Annotated in this window: 22 protein-coding genes; 9 read left to right on the forward strand and 13 right to left on the reverse strand. The window is 57.9% G+C overall.

Annotated features, from left to right (window positions below):
- Positions 1 to 38 precede the first annotated feature (38 nt).
- The 6 genes from PHT20_RS00190 to PHT20_RS00215 form a co-directional block, all read right to left on the reverse strand.
- A complete protein-coding gene (locus PHT20_RS00190; RefSeq protein ID WP_301018911.1) occupies positions 39 to 581 on the reverse strand; it encodes a TlpA disulfide reductase family protein in 543 nt (180 codons plus the stop codon).
- Between the two features lie 20 nt (positions 582 to 601).
- A complete protein-coding gene (gene soxX, locus PHT20_RS00195; RefSeq protein WP_301018912.1) occupies positions 602 to 1,240 on the reverse strand; it encodes a sulfur oxidation c-type cytochrome SoxX in 639 nt (212 codons plus the stop codon).
- 41 nt (positions 1,241 to 1,281) lie between these two features.
- Positions 1,282 to 2,100 (reverse strand): sulfur oxidation c-type cytochrome SoxA, encoded by an 819-nt coding sequence (soxA, locus tag PHT20_RS00200; RefSeq protein WP_301018913.1) that lies wholly within the window; start codon positions 2,098 to 2,100, stop codon positions 1,282 to 1,284.
- A gap of 24 nt (positions 2,101 to 2,124) precedes the next feature.
- The gene (soxZ, locus tag PHT20_RS00205; RefSeq protein WP_301018914.1) at positions 2,125 to 2,436 is read right to left on the reverse strand and encodes a thiosulfate oxidation carrier complex protein SoxZ; all 312 of its coding nucleotides are present in this window, start codon (positions 2,434 to 2,436) and stop codon (positions 2,125 to 2,127) included.
- 79 nt (positions 2,437 to 2,515) lie between these two features.
- A complete protein-coding gene (gene soxY / locus PHT20_RS00210) occupies positions 2,516 to 2,971 on the reverse strand; it encodes a thiosulfate oxidation carrier protein SoxY (protein WP_301018915.1) in 456 nt (151 codons plus the stop codon).
- 90 nt (positions 2,972 to 3,061) lie between these two features.
- The gene (locus PHT20_RS00215) at positions 3,062 to 3,694 is read right to left on the reverse strand and encodes a Crp/Fnr family transcriptional regulator (RefSeq protein WP_301018916.1); all 633 of its coding nucleotides are present in this window, start codon (positions 3,692 to 3,694) and stop codon (positions 3,062 to 3,064) included.
- 58 nt (positions 3,695 to 3,752) lie between these two features.
- On the opposite strand from PHT20_RS00215, the gene PHT20_RS00220 reads away from it, so the two are divergent.
- Positions 3,753 to 4,034 carry a hypothetical protein gene (locus PHT20_RS00220; RefSeq protein ID WP_301018917.1) on the forward strand — a complete coding sequence of 94 codons (282 nt, stop codon included), beginning with the start codon at positions 3,753 to 3,755 and terminating at the stop codon, positions 4,032 to 4,034.
- Positions 4,035 to 4,064: 30 nt separating this feature from the next.
- On the opposite strand, the gene PHT20_RS00225 is transcribed toward PHT20_RS00220, so the two are convergent.
- Both PHT20_RS00225 and speB read right to left on the reverse strand, forming a co-directional pair.
- Positions 4,065 to 5,366, reverse strand: coding sequence for an FAD-binding oxidoreductase (locus PHT20_RS00225; RefSeq protein ID WP_300082933.1), 1,302 nt, complete (start codon positions 5,364 to 5,366; stop codon positions 4,065 to 4,067).
- Positions 5,367 to 5,378: 12 nt separating this feature from the next.
- Entirely contained in the window at positions 5,379 to 6,296 is a 918-nt protein-coding gene (gene speB, locus PHT20_RS00230) for an agmatinase (protein WP_301018918.1), read from the reverse strand.
- Positions 6,297 to 6,442: 146 nt separating this feature from the next.
- Between speB and PHT20_RS00235 the strand changes: the two genes are divergently transcribed.
- On the forward strand, positions 6,443 to 7,414 hold the full coding sequence (locus tag PHT20_RS00235; RefSeq protein WP_301018919.1) for a DMT family transporter: 972 nt from the start codon (positions 6,443 to 6,445) through the stop codon (positions 7,412 to 7,414).
- On the opposite strand, the gene rraA is transcribed toward PHT20_RS00235, so the two are convergent.
- Positions 7,411 to 7,932 (reverse strand): ribonuclease E activity regulator RraA, encoded by a 522-nt coding sequence (gene rraA / locus PHT20_RS00240; RefSeq protein WP_301018920.1) that lies wholly within the window; start codon positions 7,930 to 7,932, stop codon positions 7,411 to 7,413. The two genes, PHT20_RS00235 and rraA, sit on opposite strands and share 4 nt — an antisense overlap.
- Positions 7,933 to 8,124: 192 nt before the next feature.
- Here rraA and PHT20_RS00245 point away from each other — a divergent pair, with 192 nt between their 5' ends.
- Positions 8,125 to 8,610, forward strand: coding sequence for an SWIB/MDM2 domain-containing protein (locus PHT20_RS00245; RefSeq protein WP_301018921.1), 486 nt, complete (start codon positions 8,125 to 8,127; stop codon positions 8,608 to 8,610).
- Between the two features lie 72 nt (positions 8,611 to 8,682).
- On the opposite strand, the gene PHT20_RS00250 is transcribed toward PHT20_RS00245, so the two are convergent.
- The 3 genes from PHT20_RS00250 to PHT20_RS00260 form a co-directional block, all read right to left on the reverse strand.
- On the reverse strand, positions 8,683 to 9,891 hold the full coding sequence (locus PHT20_RS00250; RefSeq protein ID WP_301018922.1) for an MFS transporter: 1,209 nt from the start codon (positions 9,889 to 9,891) through the stop codon (positions 8,683 to 8,685).
- Positions 9,892 to 10,000: 109 nt separating this feature from the next.
- Positions 10,001 to 12,601 carry an ATP-dependent chaperone ClpB gene (gene clpB / locus PHT20_RS00255; protein ID WP_301018923.1) on the reverse strand — a complete coding sequence of 867 codons (2,601 nt, stop codon included), beginning with the start codon at positions 12,599 to 12,601 and terminating at the stop codon, positions 10,001 to 10,003.
- Between the two features lie 82 nt (positions 12,602 to 12,683).
- Positions 12,684 to 13,676, reverse strand: a complete 993-nt coding sequence (locus PHT20_RS00260) for an asparaginase (protein ID WP_301019013.1) — start codon at positions 13,674 to 13,676, stop codon at positions 12,684 to 12,686.
- Between the two features lie 125 nt (positions 13,677 to 13,801).
- Between PHT20_RS00260 and lexA the strand changes: the two genes are divergently transcribed.
- The 6 genes from lexA (at position 13,802) to PHT20_RS00290 (ending at position 19,322) form a co-directional block, all read left to right on the forward strand.
- Complete coding sequence (gene lexA, locus PHT20_RS00265) at positions 13,802 to 14,476, forward strand: transcriptional repressor LexA (protein ID WP_301018924.1); 675 nt, start codon at positions 13,802 to 13,804, stop codon at positions 14,474 to 14,476.
- A 65-nt stretch (positions 14,477 to 14,541) separates the two neighbouring features.
- Positions 14,542 to 14,895, forward strand: a complete 354-nt coding sequence (locus tag PHT20_RS00270) for a hypothetical protein (protein ID WP_301018925.1) — start codon at positions 14,542 to 14,544, stop codon at positions 14,893 to 14,895.
- An 82-nt stretch (positions 14,896 to 14,977) separates the two neighbouring features.
- The gene (locus PHT20_RS00275; protein WP_301018926.1) at positions 14,978 to 15,985 is read left to right on the forward strand and encodes a D-2-hydroxyacid dehydrogenase family protein; all 1,008 of its coding nucleotides are present in this window, start codon (positions 14,978 to 14,980) and stop codon (positions 15,983 to 15,985) included.
- Between the two features lie 162 nt (positions 15,986 to 16,147).
- Positions 16,148 to 16,867, forward strand: a complete 720-nt coding sequence (locus PHT20_RS00280) for a Crp/Fnr family transcriptional regulator (protein ID WP_301018927.1) — start codon at positions 16,148 to 16,150, stop codon at positions 16,865 to 16,867.
- Between the two features lie 39 nt (positions 16,868 to 16,906).
- Entirely contained in the window at positions 16,907 to 17,992 is a 1,086-nt protein-coding gene (locus PHT20_RS00285; RefSeq protein ID WP_301018928.1) for a phosphotransferase, read from the forward strand.
- A gap of 82 nt (positions 17,993 to 18,074) precedes the next feature.
- A complete protein-coding gene (locus PHT20_RS00290) occupies positions 18,075 to 19,322 on the forward strand; it encodes an acyl-CoA dehydrogenase family protein (protein ID WP_301018929.1) in 1,248 nt (415 codons plus the stop codon).
- Between the two features lie 156 nt (positions 19,323 to 19,478).
- On the opposite strand, the gene PHT20_RS00295 is transcribed toward PHT20_RS00290, so the two are convergent.
- Complete coding sequence (locus PHT20_RS00295) at positions 19,479 to 20,096, reverse strand: hypothetical protein (protein ID WP_300082862.1); 618 nt, start codon at positions 20,094 to 20,096, stop codon at positions 19,479 to 19,481.
- Positions 20,097 to 20,126 lie beyond the last annotated feature (30 nt).

Raw genomic sequence — 20,126 nt, forward strand, 5'->3', positions numbered from 1 at the left:
ATTTATAAGCGCTAGTAGCTATTAAACAAATAGCACTGTCAAAGCCAGTTGGCCAACAGTGCCACATCCTCGGGAAACATCTGGCCGCGTTCGGCTTGCAGCACACGGCCATCCCGCCCCAACACCAAAGTCACGGGCAAGCCGCGCGGCTTGGGCAATGCCTTGTGAATCTCGGGGGTGACCCAGCCCGAAGGAAAGGTGTAGCCCTTTTTTTGCAGGTAGGTCTCGGCCTCGGCAGGTTTTTTGTCTACCGACAGCGCCAGCATGCGCAGTCCCCGGGCCTGCTGGGCTTGCCAGAGTTTTTGCATCTCGGGGCTTTGCAGCGCACAAAATGGGCAGGTGCTGGCCCACCAGTAAATCACGGCGATGTGGCCTTTAGCCTGCTCTGGCTTGAAGACCGTGCCATCAAAAAATGGCACCTCAGGCAGCGCCAGAGTGCTGCCCACGGCTGGCAACGGCGGTGCCACCGCCTCCATGGCTGCTGGTGTGATTTGAGCCAGCAAACCACCGTGCCGCATGCTCAGCAGCAGCGCGCCCAGGGCGGGCAAGCTGGTGGTGAATTGGCGGCGCAGTGGGTTCATGGCGACTCCAGATACTCTGGCTACTTGTTGATGGGCGAATCTGGCGAGACCAGATAGGCCACCAAGTCGGTGATTTGCTTGGGCGACAAAATCTGCTTGTGCCCCAAGCGCGGCATGGCAGAACAGGCGTTAAAGGCCTTGGCGTTGTATATCTTTTCGTAGGTGTATTTGATGACTTGCGGTTTTTGACCTCGATTTTTGCCCCAGTGCAGCAAAGATGAGCCCATGTTGCCGTAAGCGAGCTCTTTGGCCTCGCCCTGATGGCAGGCGTAGCAATTACCACCGTGCACTGCATCCGGCTTGTTGGGCATGAAAGACCCAATGTGCATGGTGAAACCACCATTGAACACTTTGGCACCGGCCTTCCAGTCACCCATCAGCTTGCCGTCGGCGGGGTAAACAATGGTTTGAGCTTCACGCGCCATCATGGTTGCAGCCAAGGCTTTTGTGGGTGCCGCACGCGACACCGAGCAGTCCTTTTGTGTCTGGTCTTGCTCAAGCCGGGTCAAGTCTTGGCCTTTGCCTGGCAAAAAACTGGCCTTGAACGTTTGGTCAGCCAGCGTCTGAATGTCTGGCGGGGTGCCAGGGGCAGCGCAACCTGCCAATGCAACAACGGCAGCAGCCAGCGCTGACAAGAGAACAATATTTTTCTGAGTCATGGGGTATTTCCTGAGTTGAGTGTTCTGGAGGCGCATGACGATCAGCGACGCATGCCTGGCAAGTCCAGCTTGACGCCATCGGCCTGGTTGGTCAGGTAAGAGATCAGCGCCACGGTGCCTGGTGAGCCCATGTCAATGTCGGGCATTCGCATTTGCCAGTGGCAGTCCCACATGCGGTGCTGCATGGTGCGCATGGCATTGTGTGACACGCGGTAAGTGGGCCAGGAGCTCATGACATCGCCGGCTTGTTTTTTGTCGAGGCCGTTGAATAGAGCTTGCAGACGGATGCGTGTGTCGGTCTTGCCGTGGCAGGTGGCACATGAAAAATCCATCGGTCCAACCGACTTGAAGTAGAGCACTTCACCCACTTTGATGGCTTCTTGCGCCTTCGGATGGTCTTTACGCATGGACAAGGTCATGCCGTCTGACTGGTAGGCGATGTAGGAAACAATTTTTTCCCAGTCGGTGTTGTTTTCGCTCCTGCTTTCATTGGCGAAACGGTGAGCCTTGATCTCGGTGGCATCTTTGCCTTGCAGGGTCACCATGCAATGCAGCAGGCGGGTTTCAAGGTCTTCCACGCGCTGGGTGTCGGGCATGTAGCGAGGCATCTGGGCGTAAGCCCCTTTGATGACACCGGGGCCCAGACCAAAGTCGCATTTTTCAAGGGTGGCGTTTTTGGGCCCGGATGCAGTCTTGTACAAGATTTCACCCTTGTCGATGATGAGCAGGCCAGGGTTGCCATCTTTATCAGCCAAGGCAGCACGGTAAGCGGCAACGGCAGGGTCAACTTTTTGAGCAAACGCCACGCAAGACAGCAGGCTCAGGCCGCAGGCGGCGGCAATGCAACTGAATCTTTTCATTGGATACGGTCTCTTTCTTGTTGTTTAGGAAGCGGTGGCTTCGTCGGTGCGGGTATCACCCTTGGTGTCTTTCCAGGTGATGGCAAATTTGTCGCCCGCCTTGGCACCTTTGACGGTGAACTGCAGGAACGGATTTTTGGAGACGGCCGAGCCCCAGTCGGCCGTCAGGACGACCTTGCCGTTGTGGCTGGCACTGACTTCGGTGATGTGCATCGCCGGCACCAGTTTTCCTGCGGCATCTTTGCGCTGGCCAGATTCCATTTCATGGCTCATCAAAACTCGTACGGTGGCTTTGCCGCTGTCTACTTTGGCGCGAATGCGCATTGGATCTGCCATTTTGAAACTCCTGAATTCAAACAATTAATCGGTGTTGCCAACAGTGTGGCGGGGGCGTGCAAGAGGGGGCAGCAAGGGCTTAGCCGCCGCAGCCGCCCAGGGTGACTTTGACTTCTTTTTTGGCAAACAAGGCTTTGCCGTCGTTCATGATGGCCACGGCGTAGACGTCTGAGGATTGCCCCATCTTGGAGCGGGTAGCAAAGCTGGGCTCAACACTGTCAGTCACATTGAACTGAGCCACCAGGGTTGACGGGTTTTTTTCAACCAGCAGCAACATGTGCTTGACACCGGCCAGGGTGGTGCTTGCCGTCAAGGGCACCACAGCACCGTTTTCTGCGATGTCTGGGCCACCTATGGTGACGTCTTTGCTTTCCACCGGAGCGCTGGCACCCAGGGCTTTTATCACGTCAGCAACAGATTTAGCCTTGAAAGCACCTTCGTTATAGGCAAAGGCGCATTGGGGAAACAACCCGGTGGTGGCCAGCAGGCCGGCCACGATGGCGCTGTGTTTGAGAGTATCGCGACGACTGGGCATAAACATCTCCTGTTTGATTAAGGTAGACCCATCTTACGGAGGTGGTATGCCATTGAATTTAAGTAATTACCCTCTTTAACATGACAGGAATCAGTTGGGATTCGCTGGGTTACCAACTTGTTCGCACCCGGCGCACAGACGCATGCGGCGTTTGTCGCGCTGCACCAAGCCGTTTTCTTCCAGCGCGCGCAGGGTTCGGTACAGCGTCTCTGGCTCCAGCCCCAAATCGACGGCCCACTCGGACAAGGGCATGGTGAGTTGACAACAACCGTCTAATGCAGATTCACAGCTCAGGTAGTGCAAGATGCGCTCAGTTGCCGTACGCAGCCGCAATCGCTCAACGCGCGCGCATTGGCGGCGCAGCGACAACACCGCGGCGCGAAGAAACATCTCGGCAAAATGGGCATTTGTGGCAAGTGCTGAACGAAAGCTTGCCACTGGAATGGCCAGCACAACACTCGGCTTCCTGGCCAAGGCTGTGCAGGTGTAGTGCGGTGTGAACAACGAGGCTTCGGCAAAAAATTCACCCGCGCTGCCTCGCATCATGACCACTGTTTGCCCGGATGGCGTCGTTCGCATGGCTTGCAACTCGCCACGCATGAGCCAGTGCAACAGCGTGACCGGTTCGCCCAACTTGAACAGACTTGCGTTGGCTGGCAATTCGATCCGCTTTGAAACAGCCAGCAAGGTAGCAGGCAAATATTCAGGGGTTTTCAACATCATGACTCAATCAACAAAGGTAAGAATCTCAGGGAAACAAATGTAATTTGCCTATGGCGCCATGGATGAAGCGCAGCAACTGCGCAGCTTCAACCTGGTGTACGACATGTGCTACGCCTTGGCCACCGACAAAAAATTTGACAATCTTCTGAGTGTCTACGCTTTAGACCCACCCACTTGCCAATTCTTGACCGAACTCAAACCGCACATGGCAGACAACGTAACCATGTTGGGAGCCATTTTGCAGCGACTCATCATGGATCGGGTGGAAGCCCAGATGCCCTTGGCGCATGCCATTGAAGATGTCGCCCAATGGCACGCTGCGCTTGTGTCGGGCAAGTAATGCCATAAATGCTAGAAGCCAATACCCCCTTCACCACAAGTCCGTCAACCGGTGGTACAGCATGCCCAGCACCAGGCTCGGGGTGCGCAGCATGGCGCCGCCAGGGAACGGGCGGTGCTGCAGTTTGGCAAACACATCAAAGCGCTCGGCCTGGCCGGCCACGGCTTGCGCCACCAGCTGCCCAGCCAGACCGGTCAACGCCAGGCCATGGCCACTGAAGCCTTGCAGGTAATACACATTGGCCGCCAAGCGGCCAAAGTCGGGCGCGCGGTTCATGCTGATGTCCACAAACCCGCCCCACACATGCGACACCGCTACGCCCTTGAGCTGCGGAAAAATTGCCACCATGCGTTGCGCCATCAGCGTCTCCAAGTGGGCGGGGGTGCGGGTGGAGTAGCTCACCTGGCCGCCAAACAACAGGCGGTGGTCGGCACTGAAGCGAAAGTAGTCCAGCACAAAATTGTTGTCGCAAACCGCGGCGTTGCTGGGAATCAAGGCTTGGCACAACTGGGGCGAGAGTGGCTCGGTGCTGATCATGTAGGTGCCCACTGGCATGATGCGCGGCGCAAGCGCTGGTGCCACCTGCGGCGCATATTCCGCCAGGGTGCAGTTGCCCGCCAGCACCGCGTGCTGGGCGCTGACTTGTCCGTGGGCGGTGTGAGCTGTCACACGCGCGCCATGGGTCAGTTGGGTGACGGCAGATTTTTCAAAAATCTTCACCCCCAGCGACTGGGCGGCACGCGCCAACCCCAAGCCATATTTCAGCGGGTGCAAATGGCCTGAAACATCCTCAAATGCGGCGGCGCAATAGCGTGGGCTTTGAATCAGGCTTTGCACTTGGGCGCCACTGACAAAGTCGTGGGCAAAGCCGTATTGGCGCTGCAAAGCGTCGCAGTCGGCCTGCAGGGCACGGGCTTTGCGGGCAGAGTCGGCCACATACATGTAGCCTCTGACCCAATCGCAATCCAGCGCAAAGTCTTGCACGCGCTGCTCAATCAAAGCCAAAGACTGCAGCGACATGGCCCACGCCTGGCGTGCCAAATCGTTGCCCAACTGCTGCTCAAACGGTGCTTGCCCACTGGCAAAGCCCACAATAGCCTGCCCACCATTGCGCCCCGAGGCACCCGCACACACCCGGTCAGCCTCCAGCACTGCCACCTGGTAGCCACGCTGAGCCAGTTCAATGGCGGCCGAGAGCCCGGCAAACCCGGCACCCACCACCAGCACATCAGCCTGTACCGCGCCTTGCAGCACCGGCTCAAGCAGCGGGCGCGTCACGCTGGCTTCGTAATAGCTGTGTTGGTTGAGTTGGGTGTCAGAGTCCAGCAGCATGGCGGTGCTCTTTCACACGCGTTTGGCCACTTGGCCGCACAGGTAAGTCCACACCAGTGTGGCAGCCACGTTGCTGGTGAGCTCGGCGTGGTCATAAGCGGGCGCCACCTCTACGCAGTCCATGCCAATGCAGTCCAGTGCCGACAACGCCTCCAGCAGGGTCAGCACTTGCGAGCTGCTTAAGCCGCCTGGCTCTGGGGTGCCGGTGCCGGGGGCAAACGCGGGGTCAAGGCAGTCGATGTCTAGCGTGATGTAGCACGGCCGCCCAGCCAAGCGGGCTTTGATGTCGTTCACCACGGGCATGAGCCCGGCACCGTCAAGCCCGCGCAACTGCCGAGCGGTAAAGATCAAGCCGCCCTGGTCTTGCACGTACTCGCGTGCGGCGCGTGCGCCACTGGAGCGCAGGCCAATCTGCACGGTGTGGCGCGGGTTGACCAGCCCCTCAGCGATGGCTTCATAAGTCCAGGTGCCGTGGCCAGAGGGCTCGCCAAAGTGATCTGTCCAGGTGTCGCAATGGGCATCAAAGTGCACCAGCGCCAGCTCGCCATGCTGGGCGCGGGCGGCGCGCAGCAGCGGCAAGGTCACCGAATGGTCGCCGCCCAAAAACACGCAGTGGTGGCGTGCCATCAAGGCCGCAGCTTGGCGCTGGATGTGCGCACGCACTTCGGATAAAGGAGAGGCATTGGGCAGGCGCATGTCAAAAGCATCACCCAGCCACCCCAGCGGCGACACGTCAAACAGCGGGTGAATGCCGTCGCAAAGCATCAAGCTGGCGCGGCGAATGTCGCTCGGACCAAAGCGCGCGCCAGGGCGGTGGGTGACCGCGCCATCAAACGCAACGCCGGCCACCGCAAAAGGCTGGTTGGTCAGGGCGGGCGCAGCAAGAAAACCCGTGGTGTGGTGGGCGTAGGCAAATTGACCAAGCGGCATGGCAGGCTCTCCAGAAATGGCATTGAAGAAGATGGTAACGCCGCCCTGTGCAGCGCTTTGCGCCAGTTGATACCGATCAGCCAGAGCCAGTTGCGGGATGAAATCTGGGATGATGCAGCTACCCTTTATTCTTGCGCTGCACGCTTTTGAACTCAGCACCCTCCTCACCCGCCCCACCGCTTTGGTTGGCCTATGGTTTTTTGGCTTTGAGCATGGCCTTGGTCGGCAGCTATGTGGCGTTGAGCAAGCCGCTGGTGGCGGCTATGCCCGTGTTTTTGCTGGCCTGGCTGCGCTTTCTCATCGGCGCACTGGCCATGCCGCACTGGCTGTGCAAGCCTGCAAATGAGCCCCCTTTGAGCCCAGCCACCCAGCGGCTGATTTTTTTGGAATCGTTTCTGGGCAACTTTTTGTTCACGGTGTGCATGCTGTTTGGTGTGAGCCTGACCAGTGCGGTGTCGGCCGGGGTCATCATGGCGGCCATTCCCACCATGGTGGCGCTGCTGAGCTGGCTGTTTTTGCGCGAACGCATTGGTCTGCGGGTGTGGCAGGCCATTGCCTGTGCAGTGGCTGGGATTGCCTTGTTTTCACTCTCAAAAAGCGAGCTACCAGCGCATGTATCACATGCTCTAGAGGCCAATTTGGCTTATAAAAATAGCTGGTTGGGTAATGTCTTGGTGTTTGGGGCGGTGGTGTGCGAAGCGTCTTATGCAGTCATAGGCAAAAAGCTCACGGGCTGTGTCAGCCCCAAGCGCATCACCGCGCTGATCAACTTGTGGGGCTTGGCTTTGATGACGCCATTTGGCCTGTATGCAGCGTGGACGTTTGACTTTGCCAGCGTGAGCGTGTCCATGTGGCTGTTGCTGCTGTTTTACGCGCTGGCGGCCAGTGTGTGGACAGTGTGGCTGTGGATGACCGGGCTGAAAACCGTGCCTGCTGCACGCGCCGGGGTGTTCACGGTGATGCTGCCTGTTGCTGCTGCACTGGTGGGTGTGGGCGTGCTGGGCGAGCGCTTGACGGCGCTGCAGCTGCTGGCCTTTGGCCTGTGTCTGGTGGGTGTGGTGCTGGCCACCCTGCCCGCACGACAGGCGGTGCCAGCCAAACCGCCAGCTTCTGACTAAACCAGCCGGGTGGCGCTGACCACCATGCCATCGGCGTCGGCGTACAACCATTCACCGGGGTTCACCCAAACGCCTTGCAGCTGCACCGGCACGTCTTTCAAACCTTGTTTTTGACGGTCTGTAGGTAGCGGCATGCTGGCCAGGGCGCGTATGCCCAGGTCTAACGGGGCAAGTTCGCCCACATCGCGCACACAGCCGTCTATCACCAGCCCAGCCCAGCCATTTTTGGCTGCGGCAGCGCCCAGGTTACCGCCCAGCAGTGCACGGCGCAGCGAACCGGCGCCATCGACCACCAGCACTTTGGCAATGCGCCCTGCAGCGGTGTCTTCATAGCCACACGACTCCACAGCGGCCTTGACCAGGGTGTTGTCTTCATAGCATTTAACCGTGACCACCGGACCACAAAATGCGCGCCGTGCAGCAAAATCTTTGAACACCGGTGGCAGCACCCGAAACACCTCTGGCGCAGCGTTTTTATGGGCATCACACAGGTCACAGGAGGAGAAACTTGGGGTCATGAAAATTCCTTTTGGTGTCAGGTAAGGTTGAAAAATTGTAAAACCTTGAAAAACACGGTGTGAAACTTGACTTTAGCCACACAAATTCGTGTCTTCCCCCTTGGAAAGGTGCGGTTTCTCCATTAGGATTCGAGCCAACCAGCCTTCAGCGAGTGTGCTGGCGATTTTCTCAACTTGAAAAGGACTATCTCTATGGCAACCGCACCCAAAGCCCCAGCAAAAAAAGCTGCCCCAGCCACCAAGGCTGCACCTGCAAAAAAAGCAGCACCCGCCAAAGCAGCGGCGCCCGCCAAGAAGGTAGCTGCAGCACCTGCCAAGGCTGCTGCCCCAGCCAAGAAAGCCGCTGCCCCAACTAAGAAAGTTGCGGCTCCTGCAGCTGCAGCACCGGCCAAAAAAGCCGCACCAGCCAAAGCTGCCGCACCCGCTAAAAAAGCTGTCAACTCAGCTTTCATGAAAGCCTTGACACCCAGCGCTGCGCTGGCCGCTGTGGTGGGTGCCAAACCGCTGCCACGCACCGAAGTGGTCAAACAACTGTGGGTTTACATCAAGGCGAACAAGCTGCAAGACAGCGTGAATAAAAAAATGATCAATGCCGACGCCAAACTCAAAGCCGTTTTTGGCAAAGCCAAGGCCGACATGTTTGAGATGCAAAAACTCATTCCCAGCCATTTGAAATAAAGGCGTGGCGCTCGCGGGTTAAACCGCCAGCCCCAAAAAAAGCCAGCATCTGCTGGCTTTTTTCATGACAATTCAGCGCGTGCGCGCCCCTACCCCCAGCGCAGCCACCACGCTCAAGCCCAGCACCAACGCAGCGCCCATCAGGGTGGCGCTGTACCACCCCCGATCCATGAACGCACCAAACATCAAGGGTGAGATGGCAAACCCGGTGTCCAGGCCCGAGTACACCAACCCATAGACCCTGCCGGTTGCGCCTTTGGGGGTGGCTTTTTTGATCATCATGTCGCGCGACGGCCCGCCTATGCCCACCGCAAACCCCGTGGCCGCCAGCACCACCATGGTCCAGGTGGCACCCAGCCACGCTGTGCCACACAGCGCCAGCAACAAAGCCGCTGTCAACATCGACAACGCCACCACCCGGTCACTGTGTCTGGAATACGCCGCCACGAAGCCGCCCACAAACATGCCTAAAGCGCCACACAGCATGTAAGCCGTGAGCGTGAGCGTGGCCGACTCAAAACTGATGCCGTGCATGGCCTTGAGGATGGACACTGAAAAACTCTGCACCACCGCCAACGTCATGGTGGAGAGCAAAAAGAACGCAAAACACCACCACACCACCGGCAGCTTCATGAAGGCCATGCTGTGCTCCACCACCGCATCAGGCGCATGGCGTACCACTTGGGTATGAAGCTGGTCGCGGTTGAACACCAACACTGCCAGCACGCTGGCAAACAACACGGCAGCGGCCAGGTAGGCGGTGCGCCAGTCGCTCAAGGCCGTCACTGTGGCAAAAAACACCGGCGCCAAAGCCCAGCCCAAATTGCCTGTGAGCCCATGCGCGCTGAACGCGTGCCCCAAGCGTGGGGGCGACACGCGCTGGTTCAAGATGGTGAAATCCACTGGGTGAAAGGTGGCGTTGGCCAGCCCCGCCAGTGCCGCCACCGCCACCAAGCCACTGTAGCCAGTGACCCTGGATGCCAACACCGCGGCCAACGTGAACAGCGCCAGCGCCACAAATAAAAGCGGGCGGGCGCCCAGTTTGTCCACCACAAACCCGGCGCTGGCTTGCCCCAAGCCAGACACCACAAAAAACACGCTCATCAACGCACCCAGTTGCGAAAAACTCAAGCCAAACTCGTGCATGAAGACTGGAAACAACGGCGGCAACAACAAGTGGCCAAAGTGCGACGCCGCGTGCGCCATGCCCACCAGGGCGATCACCTTGGCGTCGTGTTGCAGCGGGATAGAGGTGGGTATGGCATGTGCGGCTGAAGTCATGCATTCATCTTAGCCTGCGCGACATTGGCACAACAAAAAAGCAGCTATTTACTCTCAAGTAAATAGCTGCTCACGCTTATTTCATAAGCGCTAGAGGCCTAAAAGACTCTTAAGCAAAGCTGAACTGTCCCGGCGCCTTGATCGGGTCTACACCGACGTGGATGGTGGCCTTGGGCGCAAACTTGCCTTCCAGCAGCAGCTTCGAGAGCGGGTTTTCAATGCGCTGCTGAATGGCGCGTTTGAGCGGCCGCGCACCAAACACCGGGTCGAACCCCACCTTGGCCAACTCAGCCACAGCGGCATCGCTGACCTCCAACGTCAAATCCATGTGCGCCAGACGCGCGGTCAGCACCGCCAGTTGAATCTTGGCAATGTCGGCAATGTGGCTGGCAGCTAGGCTGTGGAACACCACGGTCTCGTCAATGCGGTTCAAAAACTCGGGACGGAAATGGTTTTTGAGTTCATCGGTCACCGCGTCTTTCACGTCTTCATAAGGTTGACCGACCATGTTTTGGATCATTTGCGAGCCAATGTTGCTGGTCATCACAATCACGGTGTTTTTGAAGTCCACGGTGCGCCCCTGACCATCGGTCAGGCGGCCATCGTCAAGCACTTGCAGCAACACATTGAAGACATCGGGGTGGGCTTTTTCAACCTCGTCGAGCAGCAACACGCTGTAGGGGTTACGCCGCACGGCTTCTGTCAAATAACCACCTTCTTCATAGCCCACATAGCCCGGAGGCGCGCCAATCAATCGTGCAACGCTATGCTTTTCCATGAACTCGCTCATGTCGATGCGCACCAGGTGCTCTTCGGAGTCAAACAAAAAGCCCGCCAGTGCCTTGCACAGCTCGGTTTTGCCAACCCCCGTGGGGCCGAGGAACAAAAAACTGCCGGTGGGGCGATCTGGGTCACTCAACCCCGAGCGTGAACGGCGAATGGCGTTGGCCACCGCGCCAATGGCTTCGTCTTGCCCCACCACGCGGTCATGCAGCTTGACCTCCATTTGCAACAATTTGTCGCGCTCGCCTTGCATCATCTTGGCCACCGGAATGCCCGTGGCACGGCTGACCACTTCGGCAATTTCGTCCGCGCCCACCATGGTGCGCAGCAGTTGGGTACGGCCACCGTCTTTGGCCGTCTGGGCTTTGCCCGCTTCTTTGTCTTGCGCAGCTTTGAGCTTTTTCTCAAGCTCAGGCAGCGTGCCGTATTGCAATTCACCGGCTTTATTGAAGTCGCCTTTGTCAGTGAGGGTTTTGATCTGACCACGCACTTTTTCCACCTCTTGCATGAGGGTTTTGGAGCCCTGTGCCTGGGCTTTTTCAGCTTTCCAGAGCTCGTCCAAATCTGCAATTTCTTTTTGTAAAGCAGTGATTTCTTCGTTGATGAGTTCCAGGCGTTTTTGCGAGGCTTCGTCTTTTTCACGCTTGACGGCTTCGCGCTCAATTTGCAGTTGAATCAGGCGGCGGTCTTTTTTGTCCATCAGCTCGGGTTTGGAGTCGAGCTCGATCTTGACCTTGCTGGCGGCCTCGTCAATCAAATCAATGGCTTTGTCGGGCAAAAAACGGTCGGTGATGTAACGGTTAGACAGCTCAGCCGCCGCCACAATGGCCGGGTCGGTGATCTGCACGCCGTGGTGCACTTCGTAGCGCTCTTTCAAGCCGCGCAGGATGGCAATGGTGGCCTCCACGGTGGGCTCGCCCACCAGAATTTTCTGGAAACGGCGCTCTAGCGCGGCATCTTTTTCAATGTATTTGCGGTATTCGTCCAGCGTGGTGGCACCCACGCAGTGCAATTCGCCCCGCGCCAGTGCGGGCTTGAGCATGTTGCCCGCGTCCATGGCGCCCTCGCCTTTGCCTGCGCCCACCATGGTGTGGAGTTCATCAATGAACACAATGGTTTGGCCTTCATCTTTGGCCAGGTCTTTGAGCACGTTTTTCAGGCGTTCTTCAAACTCGCCACGGAATTTGGCCCCGGCCAAAAGGGACGCCATGTCCAGGCTCAGCACGCGTTTGCCTTTGAGGCTGTCAGGCACCTCCCCGGCCACGATGCGCTGCGCCAAGCCTTCCACAATGGCGGTCTTGCCCACGCCAGGCTCGCCAATCAAGACCGGGTTGTTTTTGGTGCGCCGTTGCAGCACCTGGATGGCGCGACGGATTTCATCGTCGCGGCCAATCACCGGGTCGAGCTTGCCCAAACGGGCGCGCTCGGTCAGGTCAATGCAATATTTTTTCAGGCTTTCGCGCTGGTCTTCGGCATCGGCGCTGTCTACGTTTTGGCCGCCGCGCACGGCCTCAATGGCAGCCTCCATGCTCTTGCGGGTCAAGCCATGGGCACGCGCCACATTGCCCAGCTCTTGCTTGCTGTCGGACAAGGCCAGCAAAAACAACTCGGCTGCGACAAATTTGTCACCGCGCTTGATGGCTTCTTTCTCGGACGCTTGCAGCAGCGACACCATGTCACGCCCCACTTGCACCTGCTCTTGCCCGGTGACTTGAGGCAGTTTTTTAACCGCAGTTTCAGCCGTGGCCAGCAGCCCAGCCACATTGACACCAGCGCGCTGCAACAAGGCTTTGGGGCCGTCATCTTGCTTGAGCAGTGCCACTAGCATGTGGACTGGCTCAATGTAGGCATGGTCGTTGCCCAACGCCAAAGACTGGGCGTCGCCCAGGGCTTCCTGAAATTTTGTGGTGAATTTGTCGACACGCATGAGGCACTCCAAAAGTTTTATGAACTGAGTCTTACATGGGGTTCCAGTAGACGCATTCAAGTGCCTTGACGTGGGCGAAGGCTCAACCGCCTGACATCAAAGCCAGCATCAAGGCCACCCGGGCTTTGACGGGCGAGAGCCCTTCAGAGTGTGCAAATTCAGCGTGTTCTGTGGCCAGCACGCGGCCATTGGCGCAGCGGCTGGCGCGCACCACGCGCACACCGGCTTGGCTGGCGCGGCGCAGCGCAGCCTCAAGCGCATGATGCAGGGTGCCGTTGCCGGTGGCTGCTACCACCAAGCCTTGCAGCGCGGGCACCCCTGGCAGCGGCTGCAGCATGGCATCAACCATGTAAGCACTGCCACCGGCGTAGTTCATGACAATTTCCACACGCGGCCAGTGGTCCAAAGTAGCTATTTTTTCAATAGCTGGTTGCGCTTGTTCTGATTGGGCTAGAGGCCAATTTCTTAATAATCTCAGCTGCCCTTCCTCAACATACCCCAAGGCACCGGCATCGCCCGAAGAAAAGGCATCAGGTCGGTAGGTGTGGTTTTTTTGCACATCCAGCGCGCCGTGCACGCTACCCGCTGCGACCACCACCACGCCACAAGCCTGCGGGCAAAGCGCCACAGCCATGGCATCCAACAGGTTTTGCGGGCCGTCGGGCGACAAACTTGTGGCCGGGCGCATGGCGCAAGTCAACACCACAGGCTTGCGGCCAAGCCACTGCGCTGGCAACACAGCATGCAAAAAATACGCTGTTTCTTCAAGCGTGTCGGTGCCGTGGGTGATCACCACCGCCTGCACATCGGACTGCGCCAAGTGGTGCTGCACACGCTGCGCCAACACCTGCCAAACGGCAAAGCTCATGTCTTTGCTGTCAATTTGCGCCACCTGTTCGCTCACAAGGGTGCAGCCACCCAGTACGCGATTCATGCCCGGCACAAGTGCCAATAAATCTGCCACACTGACCTGGGCAGCGGTGTAACCCAGGTTGTCAGACGCTTGGGTGGCCTTGCCGGCAATGGTGCCGCCAGTGCCTAAAACCACCACTTTTTTTGGGTTTTGATCAGAAATCACTTGCTGACTTTCAAAAACTGATTAAAAATACAGTTACTGGATAAGAAAACAGTGTTTATCCAAACTACTTGCTGTTTTCTGCCCCAGTCACTGTTTCTCAATTGCCGCTCACAGGAGGCCTCATGATCACCAGACCCAAACTCACTGATCGCCAGCAACAGATTCTCGATCTTATCGAGCGCGCCATTGCCCGCACGGGCGCCCCCCCCACACGAGCAGAAATTGCCACAGAGCTGGGCTTCAAATCCGCCAACGCAGCCGAAGAGCATTTGCAAGCGCTGGCCCGCAAGGGAGCGATTGAACTGGTCAGTGGCACATCGCGCGGTATTCGCTTGCGCGGCGACACGCTGCGGTCTATCAACGCATCACGCATCCAAAACCTTGAGGCTTCGGTCTCAAACCTGTTGCAACTGGCCTTGCCATTGGTGGGTCGGGTGGCAGCGGGCTCCCCCATCTTGGCACAGGAGCACATTGACAAAACCTTTTATGTGGAAAACAGCCTGTTTCAGCGCAAACCAGACTACCTGCTGAAAGTGCGCGGCATGTCCATGCGCGACGCCGGCATCATGGATGGTGATTTGCTGGCCGTGCAAAGCACTCGCGATGCGAAAAATGGCCAAATTGTGGTGGCTCGCCTGGGTGACGAGGTCACTGTCAAGCGCTTCATGCGGCACAACAACCTGATTGAGTTGCACCCAGAAAACCCAGACTACCAAACCATTGTGGTTGACCCCGGCGAGCCATTTGAGATCGAAGGCCTAGCGGTGGGGCTGATTCGCAACACCATGTTGATGTAGCCCCAAGTTCAGCTTCAAGCAGCACAGCCGTATTTCCCCATTTTTTTAGCCTCAAAGGTTTCACCATGACTTTAGCCATTCAATCTTTTGACGTGATCGCGCCACTGAAATCTTTATGGCAATGGCTCGTGGTTCAGCCTGGGCACACCACGGCACGCGTGGCGCATCACCCCCGCATGCCGGTGCCCACAGCGCCCAACAGCACGCGCTGCAGACAGCCGGTGCTGCACCCGGTTTTCATCCATCAGGCCATCACGCCCCCAGCACCTCTGCGCAGTCACCAACCCCTGCGCGTGGTGCGGGTCATGGAAGCGGGGCAACGTGCGTCGCTAGCAGGGCGAATGGTGATTTCAGGTCGCATGGCCGATGTGTGCGCCGAACTTGACCGCCTGGCAGCCTTTGAGGCACAACTGCACTGACGTAAGCCACGCACAACAAGACGTCTCTACTTCGCTAGGGTAGTTTTGCACCAGTCCTGAAGGGTCAAGGCACAATGGATGCATGAACATTGTGATACTAGACGACTACCAAGACGCTGTCCGCAAACTGGATTGCGCAAGCAAACTAGAGGCTTTTCAAGCCAAGGTTTACACCAACACTGTCAAAGGCATGGGGCAGCTGGCTATACGGCTCAAAGACGCTGATGTGATTGTGCTCAACCGTGATCGCACTCACCTGTCTCGCGCCCTGGTTGAAAAGCTCCCCAAACTCAAGCTCATTGCGCAGATTGGCCGTGTGGGGTCGCACATTGATGTCAACGCTTGCACGGAACGCGGTGTGGCGGTGGCTGAAGGCACCGGCTCACCTGTCGCCCCGGCCGAGTTGACATGGGCCTTGATCATGGCGGCCAGCCGGCGCCTACCTCACTACATTGCGCACCTCAAACATGGTGCTTGGCAGCAGTCTGGTCTCAAAAATGGCTCCATGCCGGCCAATTTTTGCCTAGGCACCACGCTCAAAGGCCGTACTTTGGGTATTTGGGGCTATGGCCGCATTGGCCAGTTGGTGGCCGGGTTTGGCAAAGCCTTTGGCATGCGCGTCATCATCTGGGGGCGCGCGCCCAGCCGTGAGCGCGCCTTGCTGGACGGCTATGAAGTGACTGGCTCACGAGACGAGTTTTTTACGCAAGCTGATGTGCTCTCGCTGCATTTGCGATTGACGCCAGAGACCGAGAAAATCGTCAAGCTTGAAGATTTGCTGCGCATGAAGCCCACCGCCTTGCTGGTCAACACATCAAGAGCCGAACTGTTGGAGCCTGATGCCTTGCTCAGCGCACTGAACCGGGGTCACCCCGGCATGGCCGCGGTGGACGTCTTTGAGTCTGAACCCATTTTGCAAGGCCATGCACTGCTGCGGCTTGAAAACTGCATTTGCACACCGCACATTGGTTATGTCGAGCAAGACAGTTACGAGCTGTATTTCAGCGCAGCTTTTGACAACGTGGTGAATTTCATCAAAGGGCGCCCTACCAACATCGTGAACCCAGGGGCTCTGCAAGTGCGCCGCTGAAGATGCTACCGGCTATGAATTGCCCCAACCCTAGACCCAGCCCGCTGTTGCGGGCTTTTTTGCAGGTGCAAGACGCCCAGACACACAGGTGACACATCACACCCGCAGGTTGGCTTCGACGCGAGACAATGCGCAAGATGTCAGATATCCACCAGACAATTCATGACTGAGCCCATTCTTACCCTTGACGAGCGTTCAGCCATCAATGCAGGGCGCTGGTTCTCAGGTCTTTCACCCTCGCTTCGGCACGACATCCTTCGCTGTGCGTTTGTCAAACGCTTCAAGGATGGCGACCTCATTACTGCACGAGGCGACACGCCGCAGGAGTGGATTGCGTGCGCCAAAGGTGCGGTGCGGGTCAGCTCCACGTCGTTATCTGGCAAACAAATTACCTTGACCTATGTTGAGCCTGGCATCTGGTTTGGCGACGTGGCCATGTTTGATGGCGACCGCCGCACTCACGACGCCTATGCGCATGACGACACCACCTGTTTGTGCGTGGCACGGGCTGATTTCAACAAAATTCTGGCGCAACACACCGAGTTGTATGAGGCCTTGCTGCGGCTGCACGCACGCCGCATTCGGCAACTTTATGGTCTGGTGGAAGACCTCAACACCCTGCCCCTGCGGGCCCGCTTGGCCAAGCAGCTGCTGCACCTGATGCGCAGCTATGGCGTGCCCAGTTTGAGCGACGGTGCGGAAATTCGCATTGGTCTGCAACTGGCACAAGAAGAGTTGGCGCAACTGCTGGGAGCCTCGCGCCAGCGGGTTAACCAAGAGCTCAAAACCCTGGAGCGAGAAGAAACCATACGCATTGAGCCCGGCGGGCTGGTGGTGCGCAACCGAGCCGCACTGATGCACATCACCGAGCCAGACCGCTAAGAGCTTGTCAACCAATAACCCACTCCCCATTGGCACACCATGACAAACTTTGATCACCACCTAGGCACCCAGCCCGTGCCCCCGGCACAAGCTTTTGATGAGGCAGCTTTGGCACACTGGCTGGCGCGGTATGTGGCAGATTTTCAGGGGCCACTGCGTGTGGAAGCCTTCAAAGGCGGCCAGTCCAACCCCACCTACAAGCTCATCACACCACGGCAGTGCTATGTGATGCGCAGCAAACCCGGTGCCAAAGCCCAGCTGCTGCCTTCTGCCCACGCCATTGAGCGTGAATATGCGGTGATGCGTGGTTTGGCACACACCCAGGTGCCGGTGCCCGAGATGCTGTGCCTGTGCGAGGACGAGTCGGTCATTGGTCGAGCTTTTTACATCATGACTTTCATGAGCGGACGCATTTTGTGGGACCAGTCCCTGCCCGGCATGAGCCCTACTGAGCGCGCTGACATCTATGACGAAATGAACCGGGTCTTGGCCTTGCTGCACCGGGTTGACATGGCCGCCTGTGGCCTGTCGCAGTATGGCAAGCCCGGCAATTATTTTGAACGCCAGATCAGCCGCTGGAGCAAGCAATACCAGGCCTCCATCACCCAGCCCATCACTGAAATGGACCGGCTCATGGACTGGTTGCCAGCGCACATGCCAGCCATGGCCAACGACCCCACCCTGGTCAGCATCGTGCATGGCGACTACCGGCTGGACAACCTGATGTTTCACCCGACTGAGCCGCGTGTGATTGCGGTGCTGGACTGGGAACTCTCCACGCTGGGGCATCCGTTGGCAGATTTCAGCTACCACTGCATGGGCTGGCACATTCCACCGGGTGCGTTTCGTGGCATTGGGGGCTTGGATTTGGCTGCGCTGGGCATTCCTGCTGAGGCGGATTACATCCACCAATACTGCGCGCGCACCGGTTTTGCCAGCCCTGAGCAGCTGGCACAAGACTGGAATTTTTACCTGGCCTACAACCTGTTCCGCATGGCGGCCATTTTGCAAGGCATAGGCAAGCGCATCGAAGCTGGCACAGCGGCCAGCGCGCAAGCCATCAGCGCGGCCGCAGGCGCCCGACCACTGGCGCAATTGGCATGGCAATTTGCCCAGAAAAAATAAATAATTTTAATAGCTACTCACGCTTATTCCATAAGCGCTAGAGCCTGTTTTTGCATATAACTTTGACGAACGAGAGGCCGCCATGGATTTTGATTACTCCCCCAAAACCAAAGCCCTGCAAGCCAAACTGCTGCGCTTCATGGACGATGAAATCTACCCGCAAGAGGGGGCTTACCATGCTGAGATTGCGGCCAACACGCAAGCGGGCAAGCGCTGGACGCCGCTACAAACCATCGAAAAACTCAAACTCAAGGCGCAAGACCAAGGCCTGTGGAACCTGTTTTACCCCCAAGACAGTGAAGCCGCTGGCGGCATGGCTGGCGGTGCCGGGTTAACCAACCAGGAATACGCGCCGCTGGCAGAAATCATGGGGCGCGTGCTGTGGAGCAGTGAAGTCTTCAACTGCTCGGCACCTGACACCGGCAACATGGAAACCATAGCCCGCTATGGCTCTGATGACCACAAGCAGCAATGGCTCAAACCCCTGCTGGCGGGTCGCATCCGGTCTGCTTTTGCCATGACCGAGCCCGACGTGGCCTCCAGCGACGCCACCAACATCGAGACCCGCATTGAGCGTGTGGGTGACGATTACCTCATCAACGGGCGCAAATGGTGGATCAGCGGCGCTGGAGACCCGCGCTGCGCCGTTCACATTGTGATGGGCAAAACCGACCCCACAGCCAAGCGCCACGCCCAGCAAAGCATGATTTTGGTGCCCGCCGATGCGCCGGGCGTGACGGTGTTGCGCCCGCTCAACGTGATCGGTTACGACGATGCACCGCATGGGCACATGGAAATCAGCTACCAAAATGTGCGTGTGCCAGCCAGCAGCATTTTGCTGGGGGTGGGCCGCGGCTTTGAGATTGCGCAGGGGCGGCTGGGACCTGGGCGCATTCACCACTGCATGCGTTTGATCGGTCTGGCCGAGCGTGCGCTAGCGCTGATGTGCCAACGCACCAGCCGCCGCGTGGCGTTTGGCAAGCCGCTGTCGGAGCAAACCGTGACACAAGAGCGCATTGCCCAGGCGCGCTGCAAGATCGACATGGCGCGGCTGCTCACGCTTAAGGCCGCCTGGATGATGGACATGGCGGGCAATAAATTTGCCAAGAACGAAATTGCCATGATCAAAGTGGTGGCACCCGGCATGGCCTGCGAGGTGATTGACTGGGCCATACAGGCCTTTGGTGGCGCCGGTATGTGCGACGATTTCCCCTTGGCTTACGCGTATGCCAGTGCCCGCACCTTGCGTTTTGCCGATGGCCCCGACGAGGTGCACCGCAATGCCATTGCCAAAATGGAATTGCGCAAATACGCCCCTAAGGGCTTGTAAAGTAATAACTTGTGCATTTTGATCGCCAGATTTGGGATGCAGGGCTAGGCGCAAAGCGCGCCGTTTAGCTCTGCTAAACAAGCGATTTGCAACGACGCCATGCGCCCAAAGATGGCTGAGCAAAAACGCATGTTATTGCTTTACAAGCCCTATGGTCTAGCCGTTGTGGCCAAACCGGGTGCCAGCCAGCTTGATGCCCCACAACAGCTCAACCCACGCCGGGTTGTTGAGCAGGGGCTCACCTTGCAAGATCAGCCAGTAGCCTGTGTCATCCACCCAAAAAGGGATGAACGCATGGTCTGGCAAAAGAAATTCCGGGTCTGAATGAAACGCCACGTAACCCGATGCACCCATCCAGCCACGTTTGGCTTGGCGCTTGGCATAGTCAGAAAAGTCTGCGGCAGCGGCTGAGAGAACGTCAGCATGTTCTTGGGTCACGCCCGCGCGCCCCAAGCAAAATCCTTCTTGCGATGCCAACACAGCGCTGCGCTGAGCTGACAGCGCGGCAATCACATGTTGTAAAAAATCGTCCAGTTTGGCGTCTGGCCCTTGCAGCGGGCGTGCCAGGGTTTGGATCCAACCAGAGGCCTGCAGGTCAGCCACTTGGGAGAGATTGAGGTTGGCGAGTTGCATCCAACTTTCACGCGCCAAAGCACGCTCACCCGTGAGCAACATTTGCAACGCCTGTGCCGGGGCATCAGGCGGGTTCGCGCCAAAGGCGCGCAAGCCGCCTGCAGGTGTCAACATCAACCAATCAGAGGCAAGGTGTGTCATAGCGGTCTAAAAAAAGGAAAGAAAACAGGG

The sequence above is a fragment of the Rhodoferax sp. genome, from assembly GCF_028715765.1.
Lineage (GTDB): Bacteria > Pseudomonadota > Gammaproteobacteria > Burkholderiales > Burkholderiaceae_C > Rhodoferax.

What these genes read in the sequence shown, in the direction of transcription:
- PHT20_RS00295 (WP_300082862.1), bottom strand. Translation starts at nt 20,096, where the DNA reads ATGACACACCTTGCCTCTGATTGGTTGATGTTGACACCTGCAGGCGGC.
- PHT20_RS00290 (WP_301018929.1), top strand. Translation starts at nt 18,075, where the DNA reads ATGGATTTTGATTACTCCCCCAAAACCAAAGCCCTGCAAGCCAAACTG.
- lexA (WP_301018924.1), top strand. Translation starts at nt 13,802, where the DNA reads ATGATCACCAGACCCAAACTCACTGATCGCCAGCAACAGATTCTCGAT.
- PHT20_RS00220 (WP_301018917.1), top strand. Translation starts at nt 3,753, where the DNA reads ATGGATGAAGCGCAGCAACTGCGCAGCTTCAACCTGGTGTACGACATG.
- PHT20_RS00245 (WP_301018921.1), top strand. Translation starts at nt 8,125, where the DNA reads ATGGCAACCGCACCCAAAGCCCCAGCAAAAAAAGCTGCCCCAGCCACC.
- PHT20_RS00250 (WP_301018922.1), bottom strand. Translation starts at nt 9,891, where the DNA reads ATGACTTCAGCCGCACATGCCATACCCACCTCTATCCCGCTGCAACAC.
- clpB (WP_301018923.1), bottom strand. Translation starts at nt 12,601, where the DNA reads ATGCGTGTCGACAAATTCACCACAAAATTTCAGGAAGCCCTGGGCGAC.
- rraA (WP_301018920.1), bottom strand. Translation starts at nt 7,932, where the DNA reads ATGACCCCAAGTTTCTCCTCCTGTGACCTGTGTGATGCCCATAAAAAC.
- PHT20_RS00190 (WP_301018911.1), bottom strand. Translation starts at nt 581, where the DNA reads ATGAACCCACTGCGCCGCCAATTCACCACCAGCTTGCCCGCCCTGGGC.
- soxZ (WP_301018914.1), bottom strand. Translation starts at nt 2,436, where the DNA reads ATGGCAGATCCAATGCGCATTCGCGCCAAAGTAGACAGCGGCAAAGCC.
- PHT20_RS00275 (WP_301018926.1), top strand. Translation starts at nt 14,978, where the DNA reads ATGAACATTGTGATACTAGACGACTACCAAGACGCTGTCCGCAAACTG.
- PHT20_RS00270 (WP_301018925.1), top strand. Translation starts at nt 14,542, where the DNA reads ATGACTTTAGCCATTCAATCTTTTGACGTGATCGCGCCACTGAAATCT.
- soxA (WP_301018913.1), bottom strand. Translation starts at nt 2,100, where the DNA reads ATGAAAAGATTCAGTTGCATTGCCGCCGCCTGCGGCCTGAGCCTGCTG.
- PHT20_RS00215 (WP_301018916.1), bottom strand. Translation starts at nt 3,694, where the DNA reads ATGATGTTGAAAACCCCTGAATATTTGCCTGCTACCTTGCTGGCTGTT.
- PHT20_RS00285 (WP_301018928.1), top strand. Translation starts at nt 16,907, where the DNA reads ATGACAAACTTTGATCACCACCTAGGCACCCAGCCCGTGCCCCCGGCA.
- PHT20_RS00225 (WP_300082933.1), bottom strand. Translation starts at nt 5,366, where the DNA reads ATGCTGCTGGACTCTGACACCCAACTCAACCAACACAGCTATTACGAA.
- soxY (WP_301018915.1), bottom strand. Translation starts at nt 2,971, where the DNA reads ATGCCCAGTCGTCGCGATACTCTCAAACACAGCGCCATCGTGGCCGGC.
- speB (WP_301018918.1), bottom strand. Translation starts at nt 6,296, where the DNA reads ATGCCGCTTGGTCAATTTGCCTACGCCCACCACACCACGGGTTTTCTT.
- soxX (WP_301018912.1), bottom strand. Translation starts at nt 1,240, where the DNA reads ATGACTCAGAAAAATATTGTTCTCTTGTCAGCGCTGGCTGCTGCCGTT.
- PHT20_RS00280 (WP_301018927.1), top strand. Translation starts at nt 16,148, where the DNA reads ATGACTGAGCCCATTCTTACCCTTGACGAGCGTTCAGCCATCAATGCA.